Annotated in this window: 18 protein-coding genes; 15 read left to right on the top strand and 3 right to left on the bottom strand. The window is 65.4% G+C overall.

What is annotated here, in order from left to right:
• The first annotated feature begins 76 nt into the window (after window positions 1-76).
• From ACZ5CM_RS16325 to ACZ5CM_RS16255, 15 genes are all read left to right on the top strand, one after another.
• Window positions 77-1,408, top strand: a complete 1,332-nt coding sequence (locus ACZ5CM_RS16325) for an ABC transporter substrate-binding protein (protein ID WP_464642935.1) — start codon at window positions 77-79, stop codon at window positions 1,406-1,408.
• 100 nt (window positions 1,409-1,508) lie between these two features.
• Window positions 1,509-3,248: an ABC transporter permease gene (locus ACZ5CM_RS16320; RefSeq protein WP_464642933.1), complete on the top strand. Its 1,740-nt coding sequence runs from the start codon at window positions 1,509-1,511 to the stop codon at window positions 3,246-3,248.
• An 8-nt stretch (window positions 3,249-3,256) separates the two neighbouring features.
• Window positions 3,257-4,375 (top strand): ABC transporter ATP-binding protein, encoded by a 1,119-nt coding sequence (locus ACZ5CM_RS16315; protein ID WP_464642931.1) that lies wholly within the window; start codon window positions 3,257-3,259, stop codon window positions 4,373-4,375.
• A 413-nt stretch (window positions 4,376-4,788) separates the two neighbouring features.
• Window positions 4,789-5,805, top strand: a complete 1,017-nt coding sequence (locus tag ACZ5CM_RS16310; RefSeq protein ID WP_464642929.1) for a TRAP transporter substrate-binding protein — start codon at window positions 4,789-4,791, stop codon at window positions 5,803-5,805.
• A gap of 79 nt (window positions 5,806-5,884) precedes the next feature.
• On the top strand, window positions 5,885-6,400 hold the full coding sequence (locus ACZ5CM_RS16305) for a TRAP transporter small permease (protein WP_464642927.1): 516 nt from the start codon (window positions 5,885-5,887) through the stop codon (window positions 6,398-6,400).
• Entirely contained in the window at window positions 6,393-7,706 is a 1,314-nt protein-coding gene (locus ACZ5CM_RS16300; protein WP_464642926.1) for a TRAP transporter large permease, read from the top strand. The genes ACZ5CM_RS16305 and ACZ5CM_RS16300 overlap by 8 nt, the downstream gene beginning before the upstream one ends.
• Window positions 7,707-7,760: 54 nt before the next feature.
• Entirely contained in the window at window positions 7,761-8,198 is a 438-nt protein-coding gene (locus tag ACZ5CM_RS16295; protein WP_464642924.1) for a MarR family winged helix-turn-helix transcriptional regulator, read from the top strand.
• 161 nt (window positions 8,199-8,359) lie between these two features.
• The gene (locus tag ACZ5CM_RS16290) at window positions 8,360-9,307 is read left to right on the top strand and encodes a PDR/VanB family oxidoreductase (RefSeq protein WP_464642923.1); all 948 of its coding nucleotides are present in this window, start codon (window positions 8,360-8,362) and stop codon (window positions 9,305-9,307) included.
• A 10-nt stretch (window positions 9,308-9,317) separates the two neighbouring features.
• A complete protein-coding gene (locus ACZ5CM_RS16285; protein WP_464642921.1) occupies window positions 9,318-10,664 on the top strand; it encodes an aromatic ring-hydroxylating dioxygenase subunit alpha in 1,347 nt (448 codons plus the stop codon).
• Window positions 10,661-11,140 carry an aromatic-ring-hydroxylating dioxygenase subunit beta gene (locus tag ACZ5CM_RS16280; RefSeq protein ID WP_464642919.1) on the top strand — a complete coding sequence of 160 codons (480 nt, stop codon included), beginning with the start codon at window positions 10,661-10,663 and terminating at the stop codon, window positions 11,138-11,140. Before ACZ5CM_RS16285 ends, ACZ5CM_RS16280 begins: the two co-directional genes overlap by 4 nt.
• Window positions 11,137-12,762, top strand: coding sequence for an AMP-binding protein (locus ACZ5CM_RS16275; RefSeq protein WP_464642917.1), 1,626 nt, complete (start codon window positions 11,137-11,139; stop codon window positions 12,760-12,762). The genes ACZ5CM_RS16280 and ACZ5CM_RS16275 overlap by 4 nt, the downstream gene beginning before the upstream one ends.
• Window positions 12,759-13,934: a thiolase family protein gene (locus ACZ5CM_RS16270; RefSeq protein ID WP_464642915.1), complete on the top strand. Its 1,176-nt coding sequence runs from the start codon at window positions 12,759-12,761 to the stop codon at window positions 13,932-13,934. The genes ACZ5CM_RS16275 and ACZ5CM_RS16270 overlap by 4 nt, the downstream gene beginning before the upstream one ends.
• Complete coding sequence (locus ACZ5CM_RS16265) at window positions 13,931-15,187, top strand: SDR family NAD(P)-dependent oxidoreductase (protein WP_464642913.1); 1,257 nt, start codon at window positions 13,931-13,933, stop codon at window positions 15,185-15,187. The genes ACZ5CM_RS16270 and ACZ5CM_RS16265 overlap by 4 nt, the downstream gene beginning before the upstream one ends.
• Window positions 15,184-15,963 carry a cyclase family protein gene (locus ACZ5CM_RS16260; protein WP_464642911.1) on the top strand — a complete coding sequence of 260 codons (780 nt, stop codon included), beginning with the start codon at window positions 15,184-15,186 and terminating at the stop codon, window positions 15,961-15,963. Before ACZ5CM_RS16265 ends, ACZ5CM_RS16260 begins: the two co-directional genes overlap by 4 nt.
• Window positions 15,960-16,685, top strand: coding sequence for an SDR family oxidoreductase (locus ACZ5CM_RS16255; protein WP_464642909.1), 726 nt, complete (start codon window positions 15,960-15,962; stop codon window positions 16,683-16,685). The genes ACZ5CM_RS16260 and ACZ5CM_RS16255 overlap by 4 nt, the downstream gene beginning before the upstream one ends.
• Before the next feature lie 77 nt (window positions 16,686-16,762).
• Here ACZ5CM_RS16255 and scpB read toward each other — a convergent pair whose 3' ends face one another.
• From scpB to ACZ5CM_RS16240, 3 genes are all read right to left on the bottom strand, one after another.
• Window positions 16,763-17,362, bottom strand: coding sequence for an SMC-Scp complex subunit ScpB (gene scpB / locus ACZ5CM_RS16250; protein WP_464642907.1), 600 nt, complete (start codon window positions 17,360-17,362; stop codon window positions 16,763-16,765).
• A 2-nt stretch (window positions 17,363-17,364) separates the two neighbouring features.
• Complete coding sequence (locus tag ACZ5CM_RS16245) at window positions 17,365-18,255, bottom strand: DUF1403 family protein (RefSeq protein ID WP_464642905.1); 891 nt, start codon at window positions 18,253-18,255, stop codon at window positions 17,365-17,367.
• A 311-nt stretch (window positions 18,256-18,566) separates the two neighbouring features.
• Window positions 18,567-19,796 (bottom strand): replication initiation protein, encoded by a 1,230-nt coding sequence (locus tag ACZ5CM_RS16240; RefSeq protein WP_464642903.1) that lies wholly within the window; start codon window positions 19,794-19,796, stop codon window positions 18,567-18,569.
• Window positions 19,797-20,178: the final 382 nt, after the last annotated feature.

Raw genomic sequence — 20,178 nt, 5'->3', positions numbered from 1 at the left:
GGTGACGGCGGGTCGGCTCTGCTGGGGGCATCCGGCCGGTGCCCCTGCACCTGCCGCGACATCTTGGGAGGATGAGATGAAAGCATATCTGCGCGGCACGCTTGCGGCCGCTATTCTGGCGTCCACCTCGGCGGTGGCGCTGGCGCAGGAGAAGGTGGTGGTGATCACCTCCTTCCCCAATTCCATGACCGGCCCGATCGAGGCCGCCTTCGAGGCGGCAAATCCCGCCTATGACCTGGAGATCCTCAACAAGAAGACCTCGGCGGGGGTGAAATACATCCAGGAACTGGAAGGTGCCAACACCGCCGACATCTTCTGGGCCTCGGCGCCCGATGCCTTCGAGGTGCTCAAGGGCGACGGCCTGCTGGCCGATGCCAACGTCAAGTCCGAGGGCATTCCCGACAAGATTGGCTCCTACCCGATCAACGACCCCGACGGCAAATACGTGGGTTTCGCCGCCGCCGGCTACGGCATCATGTGGAACACCCGCTATCTTGCCGCCAACGGGCTGGAGCCTCCCCGGGAGTGGGCCGATCTGAAGAAGCCTGAATATTTCGGCCATGTGGGCATGTCGGCCCCGTCGCGTTCGGGCACCACCCACCTGACGGTGGAAACCGTGCTGCAGGGCGAGGGCTGGGATGCCGGCTGGGCCGAGTGGAAGTGGATTGCCGGCAATTTCGCCACCGTCACCGAGCGCAGCTTCGGCGTGCCCGACGGGGTGAACACCGGCAATTTCGGCATCGGCGTGGTAATCGACTTCTTCGGCTTCTCGTCCAAGGCCTCGGGCTTCCCGGTGGAGTTCGCCTATCCCACCGTCACCGCGCTGGTGCCGGCCAATATCGCCATCGTCAAGGATGCGCCCAACGAGGCCGGCGCGCGCGCCTTCATCGAGTATCTGCTGACGCCCGAGGGGCAGAAGGTGCTGCTTGATCCGGCGATCATGCGTCTGCCGGTGAACCCCGAAACCTACAGATTCGCCCCCGAGGGCTTCCCCAACCCCTTCGCGCCGGGCTCGACCATCGGGGCGGCGGTGAAGTTCGACGTCCTCAAATCCAAGGCGCGCTACAATCTCGTCAACTCGATGTTCGACGTGATGATCACCTACCGGCTTGATGACCTGCGCAAGGCGGTGCGCGCGGTGCAGCTGGCCGAAGCCAGGCACATGGGCGGCGACAATGCCGAGGCAAAGGCCCTGATTGCCGAAGCCCGCGCGCTGATCGAGGCCAACCCGATCGACGAGGCGAAAAGCCTCGATCCCGATTTTGCCGCCATCTTCACCAAGAAGCGCAAGAAGGCCACCGACAAGGTGGGCGAGCGCCAGGCCCAGGTGGAACAGCAGTGGGATGCGATGGTGGTGGAAAACTACCGCCGCGCCAGGGAGCTGGCCGACAAGGCCGCGGCCATGTAGCGCCACCATCCACGCCGATCCGGCAGGCGGGTGATCCCGCCTGCCGGCCCCTCCCCCCGCCCGTCCCTGCCGCAGCGAACCGATCACGAAAAGGACCGCCATGCCAGACGCGCACCCCTCCGGCAGCCTCGCCGACCGGCTTCCCTCGGCGCTGTTTCCGCGGCTTTCTGCCACCGGGCTGGTGGCTGTGCTGATCGCGGTGATCCTGATCGGGCTGCTGCTGATCCCGGTTCTTCTGGTGATCTACGTTGCCTTCGAAGATCCCAACACCGGGGCTTTGACGCTGGACAATTTCCGCGATTTCTTCGGCTCGGCCCTGTTTCGCGAAAGTTTCTGGAATTCCTTTTACGTCTCGGCCATGTCGGTGGTCATCGCCACCGCAATCGCCCTGCCGTTGGCCTATATCACCACCCGCTTCGACTTTGCCGGATCGCTCCTGATCCAGTCGCTCGGCTTCATCCCGCTGATCATGCCGCCCTTCGTCGGCGCCGTGGCGATGCAGCTGATCTTCGGGCGCAACGGCACCGTCAACCTGCTTCTGCGTGACTGGTTCGGCTTCACCATCCCCTTCATGGACGGGCTGAACGGGGTAATCCTAGTGCAATCGATCCACTATTTCCCCTTCATCCTGATCAACCTGTCGGCATCCCTGCGCAATATCGACCGCTCGATGGAAGAGGCCGCGCAGAACCTGGGTTCGCACGGGATTCGGCTGTTCCGCCGGATCGTGTTTCCGCTGGCCATGCCCGGCTATGTGGCGGGAGCGGCGTTGGTGTTCATCAAGGTGTTCGACGATCTCGGCACGCCGCTGCTGCTGAACGTCAACAACATGCTGGCCCCGCAGGCCTTCCTGCGGATCTCGTCGATCGGGATCTCGGACCCGATGGGCTATGTGATCTCGTTCATCCTGGTGGTGTTCTCGATCCTGTCGCTGTGGGCCTCGTTCCTGTTCATGCGCGGCAAGGACTATGCCACCGTGCAGAAGGGCGGCGGAGGGCTGAGCCGGCGCCAGCTGCGCCCGGCCGAAAAGATCCTCGCCTACGGGGTCGTGCTGGTCATCCTTCTGTTCGTGCTGTCGCCACATATCGGGCTGACGCTGCTGGCCTTCGGCACCATCTGGTCGTTCGCGCCGCTGCCCGACGGCTATACGCTGAAGAATTTCGTGGTGATGTGGCAGACCTCGGGGCAATACATCTCCAACACCATCCTCTATGCCGGGCTGGCGGCACTGGCCGACGTGCTGATCGGCACCGCCATCGCCTATATCGTGCTGCGCACGCGCATCTTCGGGCGCAAGGCGCTGGACTACCTGGCCACCGCGGCACTGGCAGTGCCCGGGGTGGTGCTGGGCATCGGTTATCTGCGCATGTTCCACGGCATCACCCTGCCCTTTTCCGACCAGCCCATGGCCAGCTGGTGGGTAATCATCGCGCTGGCGCTGATAATCCGGCGCCTGCCCTATGCGCTGCGCTCGTGCACTGCAGCGCTGCAGCAGGTTTCCGTTGCGCTCGAGGAAGCGGCCGAGAACCTGGGCGCCTCGAAGCGCCGCACCATCCGCCGGGTGGTGGTGCCGCTGATGACCGGCGGGATCCTCGCCGGTTTCGTCACCTCATTCGCCACCGCCGCGGTCGAGCTGTCGGCCACCATCATGCTGGTGTCATCGGACGCCGACGCGCCGCTGGCCTACGGCATCTACCTGTTCATGCAGACGCCTTCGGGGCGCGGGGCGGGGGCGGCGCTGGGGCTGGTGGCGGTGCTGATCGTGGGCCTTGGCATGTTCCTGTCGCAGCTGGTGGTCGAGCGCGACCGGAAATTCCGCATGAACGGGCCAGAGCAATGAACGAAACAATGAACCATTCCACGCAATCACGGGCGCCCGAAGCGGCGCAACCGGAGAACATGACACGACAGATGGTCGGCATCGAGATCCGCGACCTTCACCTGTCCTTCGGCAGGACGGAGGTGCTCAGCGGCGTGAACCTCGACATCGCGCCGGGCGAGTTCTTCGCCTTTCTCGGCCCCTCCGGGTCCGGCAAATCGACGCTGCTGCGGGCGATCGCCGGATTCGGCCCGCGCCCGGCGGGCGAGATCCTGATCGGCGGGCGCAACGTGGTGGAGCTGCCCCCGTGGAAACGCAACGTGGGCATGGTGTTCCAGAGCTACGCCCTGTGGCCGCATATGAGCGTGCGCGAGAACGTGGCCTTCGGCCTGCGCGAGCGGGGCCTGCCACGGGCCGAGATCGGGCGGCGGGTGGACGCGGCGCTTGACCTGGTGGGGCTGCGCGCGCTGGCCGGGCGGATGCCCAGCCAGCTTTCGGGTGGCCAGCAGCAGCGCATCGCGCTCGCCCGCACGGTGGTGGTGGAGCCCCAGGTGCTGCTGCTGGACGAACCCCTTTCCAACCTCGATGCCAACCTGCGGGTGCAGATGCGCCGCGAACTGCTGGCCCTGCAACGCAAGCTGGGCCTGACCACCATCTTCGTCACCCACGATCAGGAAGAAGCGAATTCCACCTCGGACCGGATGGCGGTGCTGGACGGCGGGGTGATCCAGCAGGTGGGCACACCGCAGCAGCTGTATGACAATCCGTGCAACCTGTTCGTGGCCCACTTTCTGGGCACCGCCAACGTGCTGGAGGGACGGGTGGAACGCAGCGGCGACGAGACGCGCTTCGTGACCGGTACCGGCGAGGCCCTGCCGGTGCGCGACGACACTGCAACCGGCGCCGGGTCGATCGTTCTGCGTCCGCAGAACATCGGGTTTTCCGAACCGGGCACCCCGGGCACCATCGGGGGCAAGGTGCTGCACCGCGAATTCCTCGGCAGCCAGATCCGCTATGTGGTGGCCGCGGCCGCCACCGAGATCATCGTCGATCAGACCCACGCCGTCGGCACCGACTGGCGCGAAACCGGCGACGAGGTGGCGTTGCGGATCGACGCGCGCACCGCGGTGGTGATCCCCCGCGACTGAACCGCGCCGCCGCGACCTGGCGCATCCGTTCCCGCCTGCGCAGCCCGGGCGGCAGGGCAGAACGCCGTCGCGCCATCTCTCGGTCATCGGCCGCTTGCCCCGCGATCAGGTTCCATGGTCTGCCATCGACCAGCCGGAAGATCACCTGCGCCGCCCCCGCCGGTCCGCGGGACACATTGATGCAGGGGAGGCGAATCAATTCGCTCCCGGGCCGCCCAACCCCGCCATCAGACCGGAAGAGGAAGCAGGAAGACCGGAAACCGGCCCGAGGCTCGACCGGGGCGAAACGCCAGCATCCATCCAACACATTGAATTTACGCATTTTTCATAGATGTATTTTTGGTGAAAAAATATGTGGCAAAAAAGTATTTGATTTTTCATATTAATCCTCAGCCAACATGGAGGAGGAGGCAATGTTCAATTTTTCGAAGATCGTCGCGGTAGCGGCACTTTCGCTGATGACGCTGGGATCTGCCGCGTTCGCGCAAACCCGGCTGGCCATTTCGACCTGGCTTCCGCCGACACATGGCGTGAACACCGAGATCTTCGCCGGGCTGATCAGGATGATGGAAGAGGCCACCGGCGGCAAGGTGACGGGCGAACTGAAATTCGGCCTGGCGCCGCCGCCGGCCCAGATGGACCTGATCCTGGACGGAGCCGCCGATATCGCGATCATCTTTCACGGCTATCAGCCCGGCCGGTTCGTTGCCACCAAACTGATCGAACTGCCCGGCTACGAAGGCAGCGCCGAGGCCTCGTCGGTTGCCTATTGGCGGGTTTACAAGAAATATCTCGAGAAGCTCGACGAACATCGCGGCGTCAAGGTGATCGCGCTGACGACACATGGACCGGGGCAGATCCATACCAACAAGGAAATCGGCTCGCTGGCCGATCTGCGGGGGCTGAAAACCCGGATCGGCGGTGGCGTGGCCGGAGACGTCGGCGCCGAGCTCGGCCTTGTCGGGATCAACGTGCCGGCCCCGAAGGTATATGAAACCCTCGCCTCGGGCGCGGCCGATGCGGTGGCGATGAACGTGGGCGAACGGGTGGGCTTCAAGCTGACCGAAGTCGCCAGGAACCTCTACGAGATGCCCGGCGGACTTTACCGCGGATCCTTTGCGATCATCATGAGCCAGGAAAGGTTTGACAGCCTGCCCGAGGACATTCGCAAGGCGCTGGACGAAAAGGTGTTCGGAGAGCCCGCCAGCCGGATGGCCGGCAAGGCCTGGGACCTGTCCGACAGGATCGGCTACGAGGCCACGAAGGCGGCGCCGGGAAACACGATCGTGAAGGCTTCGGCCGAGGACAGGGCAGAATTCGCGAAGATGGCGCAGAAGGTCATCGACAAGGTTCTGGCCGAACTGGATGCGGCCGGGATCGATGCCCGGGCGGCGTATGACATGGTGAAACGGGAAATGGCCGCGAACTGAGCCGATCGGCGGGTGGACGAATCGATTGCCACCCGCCGCTCCTTCCCGCCGCCCCGGAAATCATCACGGAGCCCCATTCATGACGCCCCGATCCCTGCCCGCTCTCGCGGTCTGGCTGGCCCGTGGCCTGCCGGTCGCCCTGGCCGCAGGCGCGCTGCTTTCGCTTATGCTGCTGACATTTGCGGATGTCATGCTGCGTTCCACCATCAATGCACCCCTTCAGTTTGCCGCGGACCTGACGCGCCTTCTGATGGCGGTGGTGGTGTTCTCGGCGATGCCGCTGCTGTCCTACCGGGGCAATCAGATCACCGTTGACCTTCTGGACGGCGTGTTCGCGCGGCTGCGCATCCGGCGTTTCGTCGATATCGCGGTCACGCTCTTTTGCGGCTCGGTCCTGTTCTGGCCGGCCTGGCGGGCCTTCGAACTTGCCCAGAGAAGCCGCTCTTACGGCGACAGGATGGAGTATCTCGCCCTGCCGGTTCACTATGTCGAATGGTTCGTGGCGCTGATGACGCTGATCACGGCATTGGCCTTGATCTGGCGCGCGGGCGTGCTGATCTTCGCGCCGCACCGTCTGAGAGGGCATCATGGCTGAAGGAATGATCGGCTTTGCCGCCGTCCTGGCGCTGGTGATGGTGCGGGTGCCGATTGCCTTCGCGATGGGGGTCGTCGGCATGGTCGGCTACATGTACGAGACCAGCTTTCGCGGGGCGATCTCGATGGTGGCGCGGCTGATCATCGACACCAGCCAGGATTACGGCCTTTCGGTCGTTCCGCTGTTCATCCTGATGGGCCTGTTCGTGAACAAGGGCGGGATCAGCCGCGAACTCTACGAAGCGTCGAACGCCTTTCTCGGACATTTCAAGGGCGGCCTGGCCATGGCAACCATCGTCGCCTGCGGGGGCTTCGCGGCGATTTCGGGATCGTCCCTGGCCACGGCCGCCACCATGTCCAAGGTCGCCATGCCGCAGATGAGGCGTTTCGGCTATGACGACCGGCTGTCCACGGCATCCATAGCTGCGGGAGGCACGCTGGGGATCCTGATACCGCCATCGGTGATCCTGGTGATCTATGGCCTGTTGACGGAAACCTCGATCGGCAAGCTGTTCATCGCCGGGATCGTGCCCGGTATCCTGGGGATCTTCTTCTACCTGCTGGCCGTGCGCTACACGGTCATGCGGCACCCCGAGTCGGGTCCCGCGGGGCCGCGCAGCGATTGGGCCACCCGGCTGAGGGCTCTCGGGGGGGTGTGGGCGGTTCTCCTGCTGTTCTTCCTCGTCATCGGCGGGCTTTACGGGGTACTGGATTTCTGGCCTCTGAACCTGACCTTTTCGCCGACCGAAGCCGCGGGGATGGGCGCGACCGGCGCATTCCTGATCGCGCTGGCCCGCCGCCGCCTGAACTGGCGGGACACCGTCGAGGTCCTGGTGGAAAGCGCGATGACCACGGCCTCTCTCTTTGCGGTGCTGATCGGGGCCTGGATCTTTTCGAACTTTGTCAACTATGCCGGCCTGCCCGAGGCCCTGCGCGGGCTGGTGGACGGCTACCAGCTTTATCCCTGGCTGGTCATGGCATTGATCCTGGCGATCTACATTGCATTGGGATGCGTGTTCGAATCGCTGTCGATGCTGTTGCTGACGGTGCCGATCTTCTTTCCGCTGGTGACGGCTCTGGGGTTCGATCCGATCTGGTTCGGGATCATCGTGGTCGTGGTCACCGAAATCAGCCTGATCACGCCGCCGGTGGGATTGAACGTCTTCGTGCTCAGGGGGGTGGTCGGCGACGTTTCGACGGGAACCATCTTCCGCGGCGTCACGCCGTTCTGGATCATGGACCTGCTTCGTCTTGCGCTGTTGCTGCTGGTGCCGTCTCTGGTATTGTTTCTCCCCTCACAGATGTAGCGGGCGGCAATATCCGAAATGGCAGATTCTGCGACGACGAACGAAAATGATCGAATGATCGCTTCGCTGAACGAGATCCCGTCATATCTGCTCAACCGGATCACGCATCGTTACAACAGGAACGTCCGCGAGGCGCTGAAGGCCGCCGGGCTGACCACGATATCGACCCGGATTCTGATCACGCTGTCGATTTTCGGCAAGCTGTCGGTTAACGATCTGTGCATCCATGCCATTGCCGAACAACCGACCATGAGCCGCGCGCTGGACCGGATGGAAGCCGAAGGGCTTCTGACCCGTCACGCCGGCAACAAGGACGGGCGAACCCGGATCGTGAGCCTTACGCCGGCAGGAGAAGCCCTCTGCCGCAAGGTCTGGCCGGTGATGGCCGCGGAAAACGAACACATGATGCGGGGCATTCCGGCCGAGGATCGCGAGGTCCTGATGCGGTCGCTGGGAAGGATGCTGGAAAACATCCGGAAAAACCCGATCTGAGCAAGATTTTCTTTGACGAATCAAGAGACGGACAGGCATAAGCATGAAAAATCATATTGTTTCGCGGCCCTCCGTTCCCGAAGCGGATTCGGCGGCCGGAAGGAGCGCTGTGCGCCCGCGCCACCGGCGGGGTCACGACAGAACGAGGGGGGCCCGGGGAGATGATGACACTCGCGATCGACAGGATCGAGAGGATCACGGAACGGATCCGGCTGTTTACGCTGGTTTCGCCCGACGGCGCCCCGCTCCCCGAATACGAAGCCGGCGCGCATGTGGACATCGACCTGGGAAAGCTCGGCACCCGATCCTATTCGCTGGTGGATTTCGAACCACGGCCCGCCGGTGGGCGGCGGCACTGGAACCTGGCCATTCAGCGCGAGGACGAGGGGCGTGGAGGATCGCGCGCCTTGCACGCGCTGAGCGTGGACGACACCATTGGCGTTTCCGCCCCGAAGAACGATTTTCGCCTGCATGACGAAGATGCCCCGGCACTTCTGATCGCGGGAGGGATCGGGGTCACGCCGATCATTTCCTTTGCCACCGAGCTGACGCGGCGCGGCACGCCCTTTGCGTTCCATTATGCCACGCGCAGCGCCAGCCTCTGCGCCTTTCGGGACAGGCTGCGGGATGCTTTCGGGTCGAGCCTGCGCCTGTGGTTCGACGACGACCGGATGATCGATCCGGGCGCCCTGATCGCTGCGGCCGCGCCGGACACGCATATCTACTGCTGCGGTCCCCGCGGCATGATCGAAGCAACGCGCGAAAAGGCCGAGGCTGCGGGGTTCGACAAGGCGCATGTCCATTTCGAACTCTTCTCCTCTGCGCAGACCGGAGAGGCCGACCGACCGTTCGAAATCGAACTGGCCGGCACCGGGCAGGTTTTCACCGTTCCCGCCGGGCGGTCGATCGTGGAGGTGCTCGAAGAGGCGGGAATCGAGGTCATGTATGACTGCGCCCGCGGCGATTGCGGCATCTGCCAGACGAACGTGATCAGCGGCACCCCGGATCACCGCGACGTGGTGCTCTCCGATGCCGAACGCGCCTCGGGGAAGGTCATGCAAATCTGCGTCAGCCGGGCGAAATCGGCGCGGCTGGTGCTTGATCTTTAGGGAGACGAGGATGGGCAGATACAAGGACAACCCCGAGGCCGTCGCCGCCCTGGTTCAGCAGCACCAGGTGCACCGGGATACCTATATCGACCCGGAAATCTACGAGCTGGAGATGAGGCATCTCTTCCCCAACACGTGGGTTTTCGTCGGCCATGACAGTCAGACACCGCGCAAGGGCGACTACATCACCACGCAGATCGGCGACCAGCCGGTAATCATGGTGCGGCATACGGACGACGAAATCCACGTCCTCTACAACCGCTGCCCGCACAAGGGCACAAAGATCGCGATCGACCGTTCAGGCAACACCGGCAAGTTCTTCCGCTGCCCCTATCATGCGTGGAGCTTCAAGACCGACGGCTGTCTTCTCGCGATCCCGCTGAAGAAGGGCTATGCCGATACCGGTTTCGAAAACAGCAAGGCCAGCCGCGGGCTCGAACCGGTGGGGGCGGTGAGGAATTATCGCGGCTTCGTCTTCGCCCGCCTCGCCCCGGAAGGGATCGGTTTCGAAGATTACTTCGGAAATTCTCTCAGCTCGCTGGACAACATGGTGGACCGCTCCCCCGAGGGGCGGCTCGAGGTCGCGGGACCGCCGCTTCGCTATCTCCATCGGTGCAACTGGAAGATGCTGGTGGACAACCAGACCGACACCTGCCACCCGATGGTGGCGCATGAGAGTTCGGCCGGAACGGCCGTGAAACTGTTCGAAAAGGCCGATTGGCCCGCGGACAGGCCCAAACCGATGGCGATGGAGATCATCGCGCCGTTCATGAGTCCCTATGCCTTCTTCGAAGAAATGGGCATCCGCACCTGGCCCAACGGGCACGGTCATACCGGGGTGCATCATTCGATCCACTCCGACTACAGCCAGACGCCGGAATACTGGGAGGCCATGGTCGCCGCCTACGGCGAACGGCGCGCCCGAGAGATCCTCGGCGAAAACCGGCACAACACTGTCTATTTCCCCAACATCATGATCAAGGGGCCGGTGCAGCAGCTGCGCAATTTCATTCCGCTGGCCGCCGATCGAACGCTGGTCGAGAGCTGGATCTACCGCCTTGTCGGCGCACCGGACTACCTGCTGGAACGGACGGCCATGTACAACCGCCTGATCAACGCCCCAACCTCGATGGTGGGGCATGACGACCTTGAAATGTATGAACGCGCGCAGGAGGGGCTGCACGCCGGCGAGCTGGAATGGGTGAACGTCCAGCGGCTTCACCATGGTGACGAGGACTACGACGAGGAAGCGGTCGAAAACGGCACCACCGAACGGCAGATGCGCAACCAGTTCGACGCGTGGAAGACGTTCATCACCCGGTCGATGACCACTGTCGAGGAGGACGCCCCCCGATGACCGTGACCCGCGAGGATATCATCGATTTCATCTATGAAGAGGCCCGGATGCTGGACGAGGGCCGCTTCGACGAATGGCTTGCGTTGTGGCTGCCCGAAGGGCACTACTGGATGCCGCTCGACTACGGGCAGACCGATCCGCGCACCTGCACGTCGCTGCTTTACGAAGACGACTTCATGCGCCGGCTGCGGGTCGAGCGGCTGAACGGCGAACGCACCTTCAGCCAGAAACCGAAAAGCCGCTGCAGCCACGTCATTCAGCGCCCCTTCATCGACCGCTTCGACCCCGATGCCGGCGAATTCGAAACCAATACCTCGATGCATTACGTCGAAACCCGGCTGGACGATCAGTTTCTCCTGGCCCTGACCGCCACGCATGAACTGAAGCTGGTCGATGGCCGGCTGCGAATCGCCAACAAGCGCGTGGACCTTCTCAACTGCGACGCAGCCTTCGGAAACATCCAGTTGCTCCCATGATCCCGGAGACGACCCGAAGCGTGCACGAAGTCTTCGAGGAAGCCTGCCGTCGGTTCCCCGACAGGCCGATGCTGAACGTGCTGCCGGACACCGCCGCAACATACGGGATCGCGGCGGGCGAGATCACCTATGCCCAGGCCGCCGAGCGGGTTGGGGCATGGGCCGAGGCCCTGCGCGCCGCCGGATATGGCCGGGGTATGCGGGTGGCGCTCCTGCTGGAGAACCGGCCGGATTTCTTCCTGGTCTGGCTGGCGGTCAACCGTCTGGGCGGGTCGGTGGTACCGATCAATCCCGATCTGCGCCGGGCCGAACTGGAATACCTGATCGGGCACGCGGAACCGGCCTTGATCATCGCCATTCCCACCCGCCTCGAAGAATTGCGCGCCGCCGCCGCCGCGGCCGGGGTGGCGGCACCCGCGATTCCCCCGGGCGCGCCCGTTCCCGCCCCGCGCGCCAATGCCGCGGTCGCCGCGGCGACGGCCTGCGGCCCGGACCGCGAGGCGGCCGTTCTGTACACGTCGGGAACCACCGGGCAGCCCAAGGGCTGCGTGCTGGCCAACAGCTATTTCCTCGAGGTCGGCCGCTGGTATTCGACCCTGGGCGGGATTGCGTCGCTCAGCGACCGGGGCGAGCGCATGATCACCCCGCTGCCGGTCTTTCACATGAACGCCATGGCCTATTCCTTCATGGCCATGATCGCACTGGGCGGTTGCCTGACGGTTCTGGACCGGTTTCATCCGCGCAGCTGGTGGCGGGACGTGCGCGACAGCGGCGCGACCTGCCTGCACTATCTCGGCGTGATGCCGTCGATGCTGATGGGGGCCGACCCGTCGCCCGACGACCGGGCCCATTCGGTGCGCTTCGGCTTTGGCGCCGGCGTCGCCCCCAAACTCCACGCCGCTTTCGAAGAGCGGTTCGGCTTTCCCCTGGTCGAGGCCTGGGCGATGACCGAAACCGGCGCCGGGGCGGTGATCTCGAATCATTCCGAGGACCGGGTCGTGGGCAGGGCCGCCCTGGGGCGCGCGCCCGAATGGCTGGACATCCGGTTGATCGGAGAGGACGGGAACCCGGTTTCCCGAGGCGCACCGGGAGAGCTGCTGGTCCGGCGCAAGGGCGACGCCCCCCGCCGGGGGTTCTTCTCGGAATATTACAGGAACCCCGAAGCCACCGCCGAGGCATGGGAGGGCGGCTGGTTTCACACCGGCGACATCGTGCGCCACGGCGAGGACGGCTTTTTCTACTTCGTGGACCGCAAGAAGAACGTGATCCGGCGATCCGGCGAGAACATTGCCGCGGTCGAGGTCGAAACGATCCTGATGCGCCATCCCGACGTGATCGCCGCCGGGGTTGCCCCGGTGCCCGACCCGATCCGTGGGGACGAGGTGTTCGCCTGCCTCACCGTCCGCGATCCGGGCCCGGACAAGGCCACCGAAATCGTCACCTGGGCTCTGGGCCAGATGGCCTACTACAAGGTTCCGGGCTACATTGCCTTCGTGGACAACCTGCCGCTGACCTCGACCCAGAAGATCCAGCGCGCCGAACTCAAGGCGCTGGCAGCGCGGCTGATGGACGATCCCGCAACCGTCAACACGACCTCCCTGAAGAAAAGGCAGGTCGCATGAGCCGCCGCCGGCATTCCTACGAGGGCGTGGCGCTTGTCGCCCCGGCATCGGTGCCCTATGCGCGCCATTCGATCCGGACGGCGCATTGGTGGATCGCGCGGGCACTGAAGGGGTCGCTGGACGCCGCCGGGCTGCGCCCCGGCGACATAGACGGGTTTTCGGTGGCCAGCTTTACCCTGTTTCCCGATACCGCCGTGGGGCTGACCCAGCATCTGGGGCTCAGCCCGCGCTGGCTGGATCACATCCCCATGGGCGGGGCATCGGGCATCGTGGCGCTGCGCCGCGCGGCGCGGGCGGTGCAGGCGGGGGATGCCGATATCGTCGCCTGCGTGGCCGGCGACACCAATCACATCGACAGTTTCCGCAACCTGCTGTCGAGCTTTTCGCGCTTTTCCATGGATGCGTCCTATCCTTACGGCCATGGCGGACCGAACGCGACGTTCGCACTGCTGACCGATCGCTACATGCACGAATACGGGGCCACGCGCGAAGATTTCGGCAGGATCTGCGTGGCACAGCGGGCCAATGCCCTGGAAAATCCCGGCGCGGTGATGAAACGGCCCCTGACGCTCGAGGACTACCTGTCCGCCCGCCCCATCGCCGATCCGATCCACCTGTTCGACTGCGTGATGCCATGTGCCGGAGCCGAAGCCTTCCTGGTGATGACAGTGGAAGAAGCCGAGCGCCGCAACCTCCCATTCGCCACCATCGCCGGCGCCATCGAGCGCCACAATGCCCATGCCGACGACCCGATCCAGCTGCGCGGCGGCTGGACCATGGATATCGACGACCTCTACGATCAGGCGGGCTGCGGGCCCGACGATATCGACCTGCTGCAGACCTATGACGACTATCCGGTGATCGTGATGATGCAGTTCGAGGATCTGGGCTTCTGCGCCAAGGGCGAAGCCCCCCGGTTCGTGCGCGAACACGATCTGACGATCCGTGGCGATTTTCCCCACAACACCTCGGGCGGGCAACTGTCGGCCGGCCAGGCGGGCGCGGCCGGAGGCTTCATCGGCCTGGTCGAGGCGATCCGGCAGGTGACCGGCCAGGCCGGCACCACCCAGGTTCACCGAGCCGCGACAGCCATGGTGTCAGGCTTCGGAATGGTCAACTATGACCGGGGCGTCTGTTCCGGCGCCGCAATCCTCAAGAGAGGGCAGCCATGACGACTCCGCTGAAGCCACCGCCCCGCAGGAATCCGCAGAAACGGACGGCTCCCCCGACCCGACCGCCGGCAACCCGCAGCCGGGCGGCGCTCGGGCTTGCGGCGGCGGCGGCCGAGGGGCGGTTCATGCTTCAGGTCTGCACCGACTGCGGCACCGTGCAATATCCGCCCCGCGATGCCTGCTGCAGCTGTCTTTCGGTCAACCTTCCGTGGAAGGATGTCCCGCCGACGGGGACGCTCCTGGCCGAAACCACGGTGCGAAGCTCGACCGACCCCTACTTCCGCGAGCGCACCCCGTGGCGCGCCGGCTCGGTACGGCTCGATGCCGGCCCGGTCGTCATCTGCCACCTGCATGGCGACGTTGCGCCGCGCGCGCGGGTGGTCCTGTGGAACCGCCTCGACCGTGCCGGTCAGGGGGTTCTGATGGCCGTTCCCGAAACCGCCACCCCACGGATGGAGGACGATCCGCAATTGCGCGCCATGACATCGGATCCCAGGTTCCGCCGCATCCTGATAACCGACGGGCGCAGCCCCGATGCGCCGGTTCTGGCGCGGGCGCTGCTGGAGGCCGGGGCGCGCACGATCTTCGTGGGGCTGTCGGAAAACTGGCGGCCCGAACCGAACCGCGCCGCGCTGGAAGATATCGAGGGCGTCGAGATCGTGCCGCTGGACGTCACCGACACGACGAGTGTCCGGGAACTGGCCGGCGAGATCGGAGGCAAGGTGGATATCCTGGTCAACAACGCCCGCTTCATCCGGCCGGGCGGGGTTCTGGAGCGCGGCGACACCGCCTTTGCCCGCGACGAGATGGAGGTGTATTACCTCGGCCTGATGCGGCTGGCTCAGGCTTTCGGGCCGGCGATGTGTGCCCGCACCGCCGACGGGGTGGACTCGGCCGTGGCCTGGGTGAACATCCTGTCCGCCTGGGCGCTGGTCAACCGGGCCGATTATGGCTGCTTTTCGGCATCGAACGCGGCAGCGCTGTCGCTGAGCCAGTGCCTGCGGGCCGAGTTCCGCCCAAGCGGCCTGCGCCTGATGAACGTCTTCGTCGGCCCGACCGAAGACGACTGGTACCAGCCGCTGCCCCCGCCCAGGGTACGGCCCGAGGCGGTCGCCCGGTCCGTCGTGCAGGGGCTGCGCGAGGGGCTGGAGGATGTCTTCTGCGGCGATGTGGCAAGAGATCTTCACGAACGCTTTTGCGCCGGTCCGAAGATCCTGGAACGCGAAATGACCGGCGGGAGGGACGGCGCATGAGCGTCCTGCAACAACTGGCGGCGGCACTGGCGGGGGGGAGCGTGCGGGTCGTGGACCTGACGCACACGCTGGATCCGGATTTCCCGGTCATCGTCCTGCCACCGGAATTCGGCCAGTGTGCCCGTTTCCGCATGGAAGAAGTCAGTGCCTATGACCACCGCGGGCCGGCCTGGAAATGGCACAACATCTCGATGTCGGAACACACCGGAACGCATTTCGACGCCCCCAGCCACTGGATCACCGGCCGCGATCTGCCGTCCGGTTCGGTGGACGAGATCCCGGTGGCGCATTTCACCGGGCCGGCGGTGGTGCTCGACTGTTCCGATGGCGCCCGCACAAACGAGGATTTCGAACTGACCGTCGAGCTGATCCGGAACTGGGAGGCCGAACATGGCCGCATTCCGGCCGACTCCTGGGTGCTGATGCGGACCGACTGGTCAAGGCGCAGCGGCGCGGCCTATCTCAACATGCGCGTAGATGGTCCCCACTCACCCGGCCCCACGCCCGAAGCCATCAGGTTCCTGGTGGAAAAGCGCGACATCCGTGGCTTCGGGACCGAAACCGTCGGAACCGATGCCGGGCAGGGTATGCATTACACGCCCCCCTACCCGGCGCATCACACCTTGCACGGGGCGGGCAAGTACGGGCTGCAATGCCTGAGGAACCTCGACCTGCTGCCGCCCACCGGCGCGATTCTTCTGGCCGCTCCGCTGAAAATCAGGAACGGCACCGGCAGCCCGCTGCGGGTTCTCGCCCTGGTGGAGGATCCGGCATGAAGGGTTACACGGCCGTCATCACCGGCGCCAGCAAGGGGATCGGGCTTGACCTTGCGACGCGGCTGCTCGACCGCGGCTACCGGGTCATCTCGATTGCCCGGCGCGTATCGGACCGGGCGCCGTCCGAACTGGACCAGATCTCCTGCGACCTGCTGAACCCGGAAGCGGTGGATGCCGTAGCCGGCGAGATTGCCGCCAGCCATGAGGTGAGCCATTTCATCCACAATGCCGGGCTGATCTGGCCGAACCTCCTGGAGGACGCACGGCCCAGCGACATCGCCGGACTTGCCCAGCTGCACCTCGGCGCGGCCTTGACCCTGATGCAGGCCTTCGTGCCGGGGATGAAGGCGCGCGGTTTTGGCCGGGTCGTCTTCAACGGATCGCGCGCGGCTCTGGGCGTGCCCACACGCACCGCCTATGCGGCGACCAAGGCGGGGATGATCGGCATGGCTCGAACCTGGGCGCTGGAACTGGCGCCACATGGAATCACGGTCAATGTTGTCGCTCCCGGCCCCATCCGCACGGACAATTTCTGGGAGATCATTCCAAGGGGATCCGCGCGCGAGGCAGAGCTGGCCAGGAAACTTCCGGTGGGCCGGCTGGGCACGGTTCGAGATGTGTCCAACGCTTTCCTCTTCTTCTGCGATCCCGAGAACGGGTTCGTGACCGGTCAGACCCTGTATGTCTGCGGCGGCGCCAGCGTCGGCACGCTCAGCCCGTAAGGCGATCGGACGCGCGCGGCACCGGACAGCAACACCCCTCTTCAGCTTGGCAAACCCTCCCAAACAGCCTTCCGGCCTCACGACCCCGCCCCATCCACCACCCCCGCATCGCGCAGCTGCTCGGGATCGGGCAGGTCGCGCAGGGTCTCCAGCCCGAAGGCGGCAAGGAACTTCTCGGTGGTGACGAAGGTGTAGGGCGCACCGCGGCGCGGGGCACGGGGGCCGGTGGCGATCAGGCCCTGCGCATGCAGCCGGCCCAGCAGATCACGGCGAATCTCGCGCCCGAAGATCTCCTTCAACCCGTCGCGGGTGATCGGCTGGTGCCAGGCGATGGCGGCCAGCACCGCAAGGTCGAACTCGCGAAGGTCCAGCGCCTGATCGCCCACATCCACCGCCGCCCGCACCGCCGCCGCATAGGCCGGCCGGGTGCGCAGCAGCCAGCCCTCGCCCACCCGCGCCACCTCGAAGGCCCGGCCTTCCAGATCGGCGGCCAGATCCGCGACCAGAAGATCGACCGAGACCCCCTGCCCCACCACCCGGGCCAGATCGGCCCGCGGCACCGGCGCGGCGCTGGCGAACAGCACCGCCTCGATCCGGCGCATCCATTCCCGCCAGCGCAATTCGGGCGGCAGGTCGGCCAGCTCGCGGTCGAGATCTGCGGCCCGGTCCCTCGCCATGTTCACACTCCATAAAGCCGGAACGCATCCCGCCCGGTCATCTCGCGCACCGCCCCGAGCCGGACCAGCCGGTCGCACAGCCGCCGCGCTGCCCGATCCGACATCCACCCGGTCAACATGGCCGGCGCCACCGCGTCGCGGGCCAGGAACAGCTCCACCGCCGCGCCTGCCCCCCTGGCGCGCAGCTTCGGCGCCACCAAGCGCAGCCGCGCCGCGCGACGGGCCAACCGGACGGCCATGGCTGCAACCTCTGCCGCCGAGGCCGCCACCGCCCGGTGACAGGCCCACCGCAGATCGTCACCCCGCGCGCGCAGGTCCCGCGACTTCAGCCCGGCGCCCAGCAGCGGGACCAGGTGGGACCACCCCAACGCCCGCGCCAGCACCGCATCGGCCAGGATCAGCGCCGCCGCCTCCGCCCGCGGAGCCTCGGCGAGGGCCGCCTCCAGCACCCCGGCCGCCCGCGCCACCGGTGCCCCCTGCCCGGCTGCGCACCAGGCGGCGATCCTGTCCGGGGCGGTTTCGGGCAGGGCGCGATGCAGGGTCCGAGCCGACAGAGGCTGCTCGACCGCTCGCCGCCAGCACAGAAACACTTCTCCCGCCGGCCCCGGACGATCGCCGGGGCGCAGCAGCGCCACCGCGTCGCGCAACTCGCCCTCGCGTTCCGGACGGCCGGTCAGCGCCACGCAGGCCGCCGCCGCCCGCAGCGCCAGCCGGTCCCGCAGCAGGGCGTGCGGGATGTCCGCCCGCGCCAGCACGAGATGCAGGGCGCCAAGCGCCGCGCCGGACGAAAACGCCGCATTCTCAATGGTTTCACCGTGCCGGACGGTGATCCACCGCGGTATCCGGGGCATGGTCCCGGCGCTGTCGCCAGGGTCTGGAGCAGCAAGGGTCATGCCCGAAGGCTAGCCTATGACGGCGCTTTCGTCCACAATATGGCGTCCAAACCGCCGTACCTTGCCGGTTCCCCGAATCCTCGGAAATCGGATTTCTGGATTTCTCGAAAATCCCCCCAGCCAAACCGAAAACGACCGGCCTCTACCTGCCCGACACGAGCGCGCCGACTGAAACAGACGAATGATTCGTCCAGCAACAGTTCGACCACGCCTCCACCGAAATGATCCACCGCCCCTTCCTCTTGCCGAAAATACTCCGGGGGTGAACGGGCCAAAGGCCCGGAGGGGGCAGAGCCCCCTTCACATGGCGGTCAGACGGTATCCTCCTCCAGCCCGTCGAAGATGGACGGGTCCAACTCCTCCCAGAACCGGAACACCGCCTGGGCATTCATCGGCGACATCCAGCCGAAACGCTCGAAATCCGCCCGCGCGGCGGGATCCTCCAGGCGCGACAGGAACAAACGTCGATCCGCATCGCGCTGGGTCGGGGTACGGGCGGCAACCGCCTGCTGAACCCGGCGCAGGCGTTCGGCCCGGTCCTTGCGCTCGGGCGAGGGCTCCACGACCGCCGCGGCACCGTCCCTGGGGCGCGGCGCCGCCCCCTGCCCTGCCCCGCCGAAATCGCCGTCAAGCGCCGCCGAGAGATAGCCCACCATGTTGCGCACGTTCCGGCGCTGACCGACATAGTCGAGCTTGGCCGCGACCTGCTCTTCGCCATGGGTGGTCAGCCACTGCCGCGCCAGCCGGTCGCTGACACCGAGATCGCGCAGACGGCGATAGACCGGCCCGTGCCGCAGGCCCGGCCCGTCGTCGATATCGAGGATCGCCAGCTGCGGGTTTTCCCGGATCAGGAAACGGATTTCACTGACCGTACGCCCCCGTCTGCGGGTCTCCGGCTCGATCAGGATGTTCGAGGTCCTGTTCACCTCGGCCACCGCCGGCTTGATGACCTTGGCGTTGAGATGCTTGAAACTTTCGTAATAGCTCGACCCGTCCACCCCCATGAGCCGGCGGAAGAGATCCAGCGTCCACCAGCCGGTGCTGCCCGTGCGCACGAAGCGATAGCAGTTCTCATAAAGCGCCAGCGCGTGGCCCGAGGTAAAACGACGCTGTATGTTGAGATTGATCAGCGCAAAGACCTTCGGGTCATGCAGCTTCTCTGCCAGTGCCGGGGAATAGGCGTATTCACATATTCCCCCCTTGAGCCTTGCATAGCTGAGAAGGCTGGAGACGCCCCACTCCTGCTGGCCCTTCTCGTCCAGCATGTCCCATTCCGCAACAGTCTCTGCAAGCCCTCGCAGAGACTGTTTGAGCGTGTCCATGTCATTCGAGTTGTAGCCGATCATCAGGCACAGCGTCCGCGCGTCGATCTGATGGCGCGGCTGGCTGGTCAGGGTATCGTAGGCATTCAGCAGCAGGACGTTGCTCAGCTTGCGCTGCAGCAGGGTCAGCTTGCCCGACACGTGAATCGCGGCCACGTGCTTCTTGACTGCCGGGCGACGAAGCGAGCCGGTAAGCTGCTCTCGCGGGATGTCGTCCATCGCTCTGCCTCATGCGGAATTTTCCACAGTATGCCCGATTCAGGGACCTTTGCGCAAATCCTTTTCGGGTGCCTTTTCCGCTGGAGCATCTGTCCCGCAAACGGGTACCTTTGCTCAACGGCACCCGGACATCGCGCCCGAAAGGTACCATTTTACGGGATCGCATCCCGGCACATCGGACTCGGGCGACGTGAATTTCCGCGAAACAGTGTCTTATGTGGGCCGTATTGCGGTTTTCCCGCGAATCGGTGCCGCATGTCACGTATTCGGGTCCCGATCCTCCCGCAAATGGGTGCCCGTGGACCTGTAGGCGGGTACCTGATACTGAGCAAGGCGTTGATGGCAAATGAGAATTCCAGGTCAAATATTCTAAAGATTCGAA

The sequence above is a fragment of the Piezobacter thermophilus genome (assembly GCF_055386745.1).
Note: the sequence above shows the minus strand (reverse complement) of the source record. Positions and strands in the feature narration are given on the sequence as shown.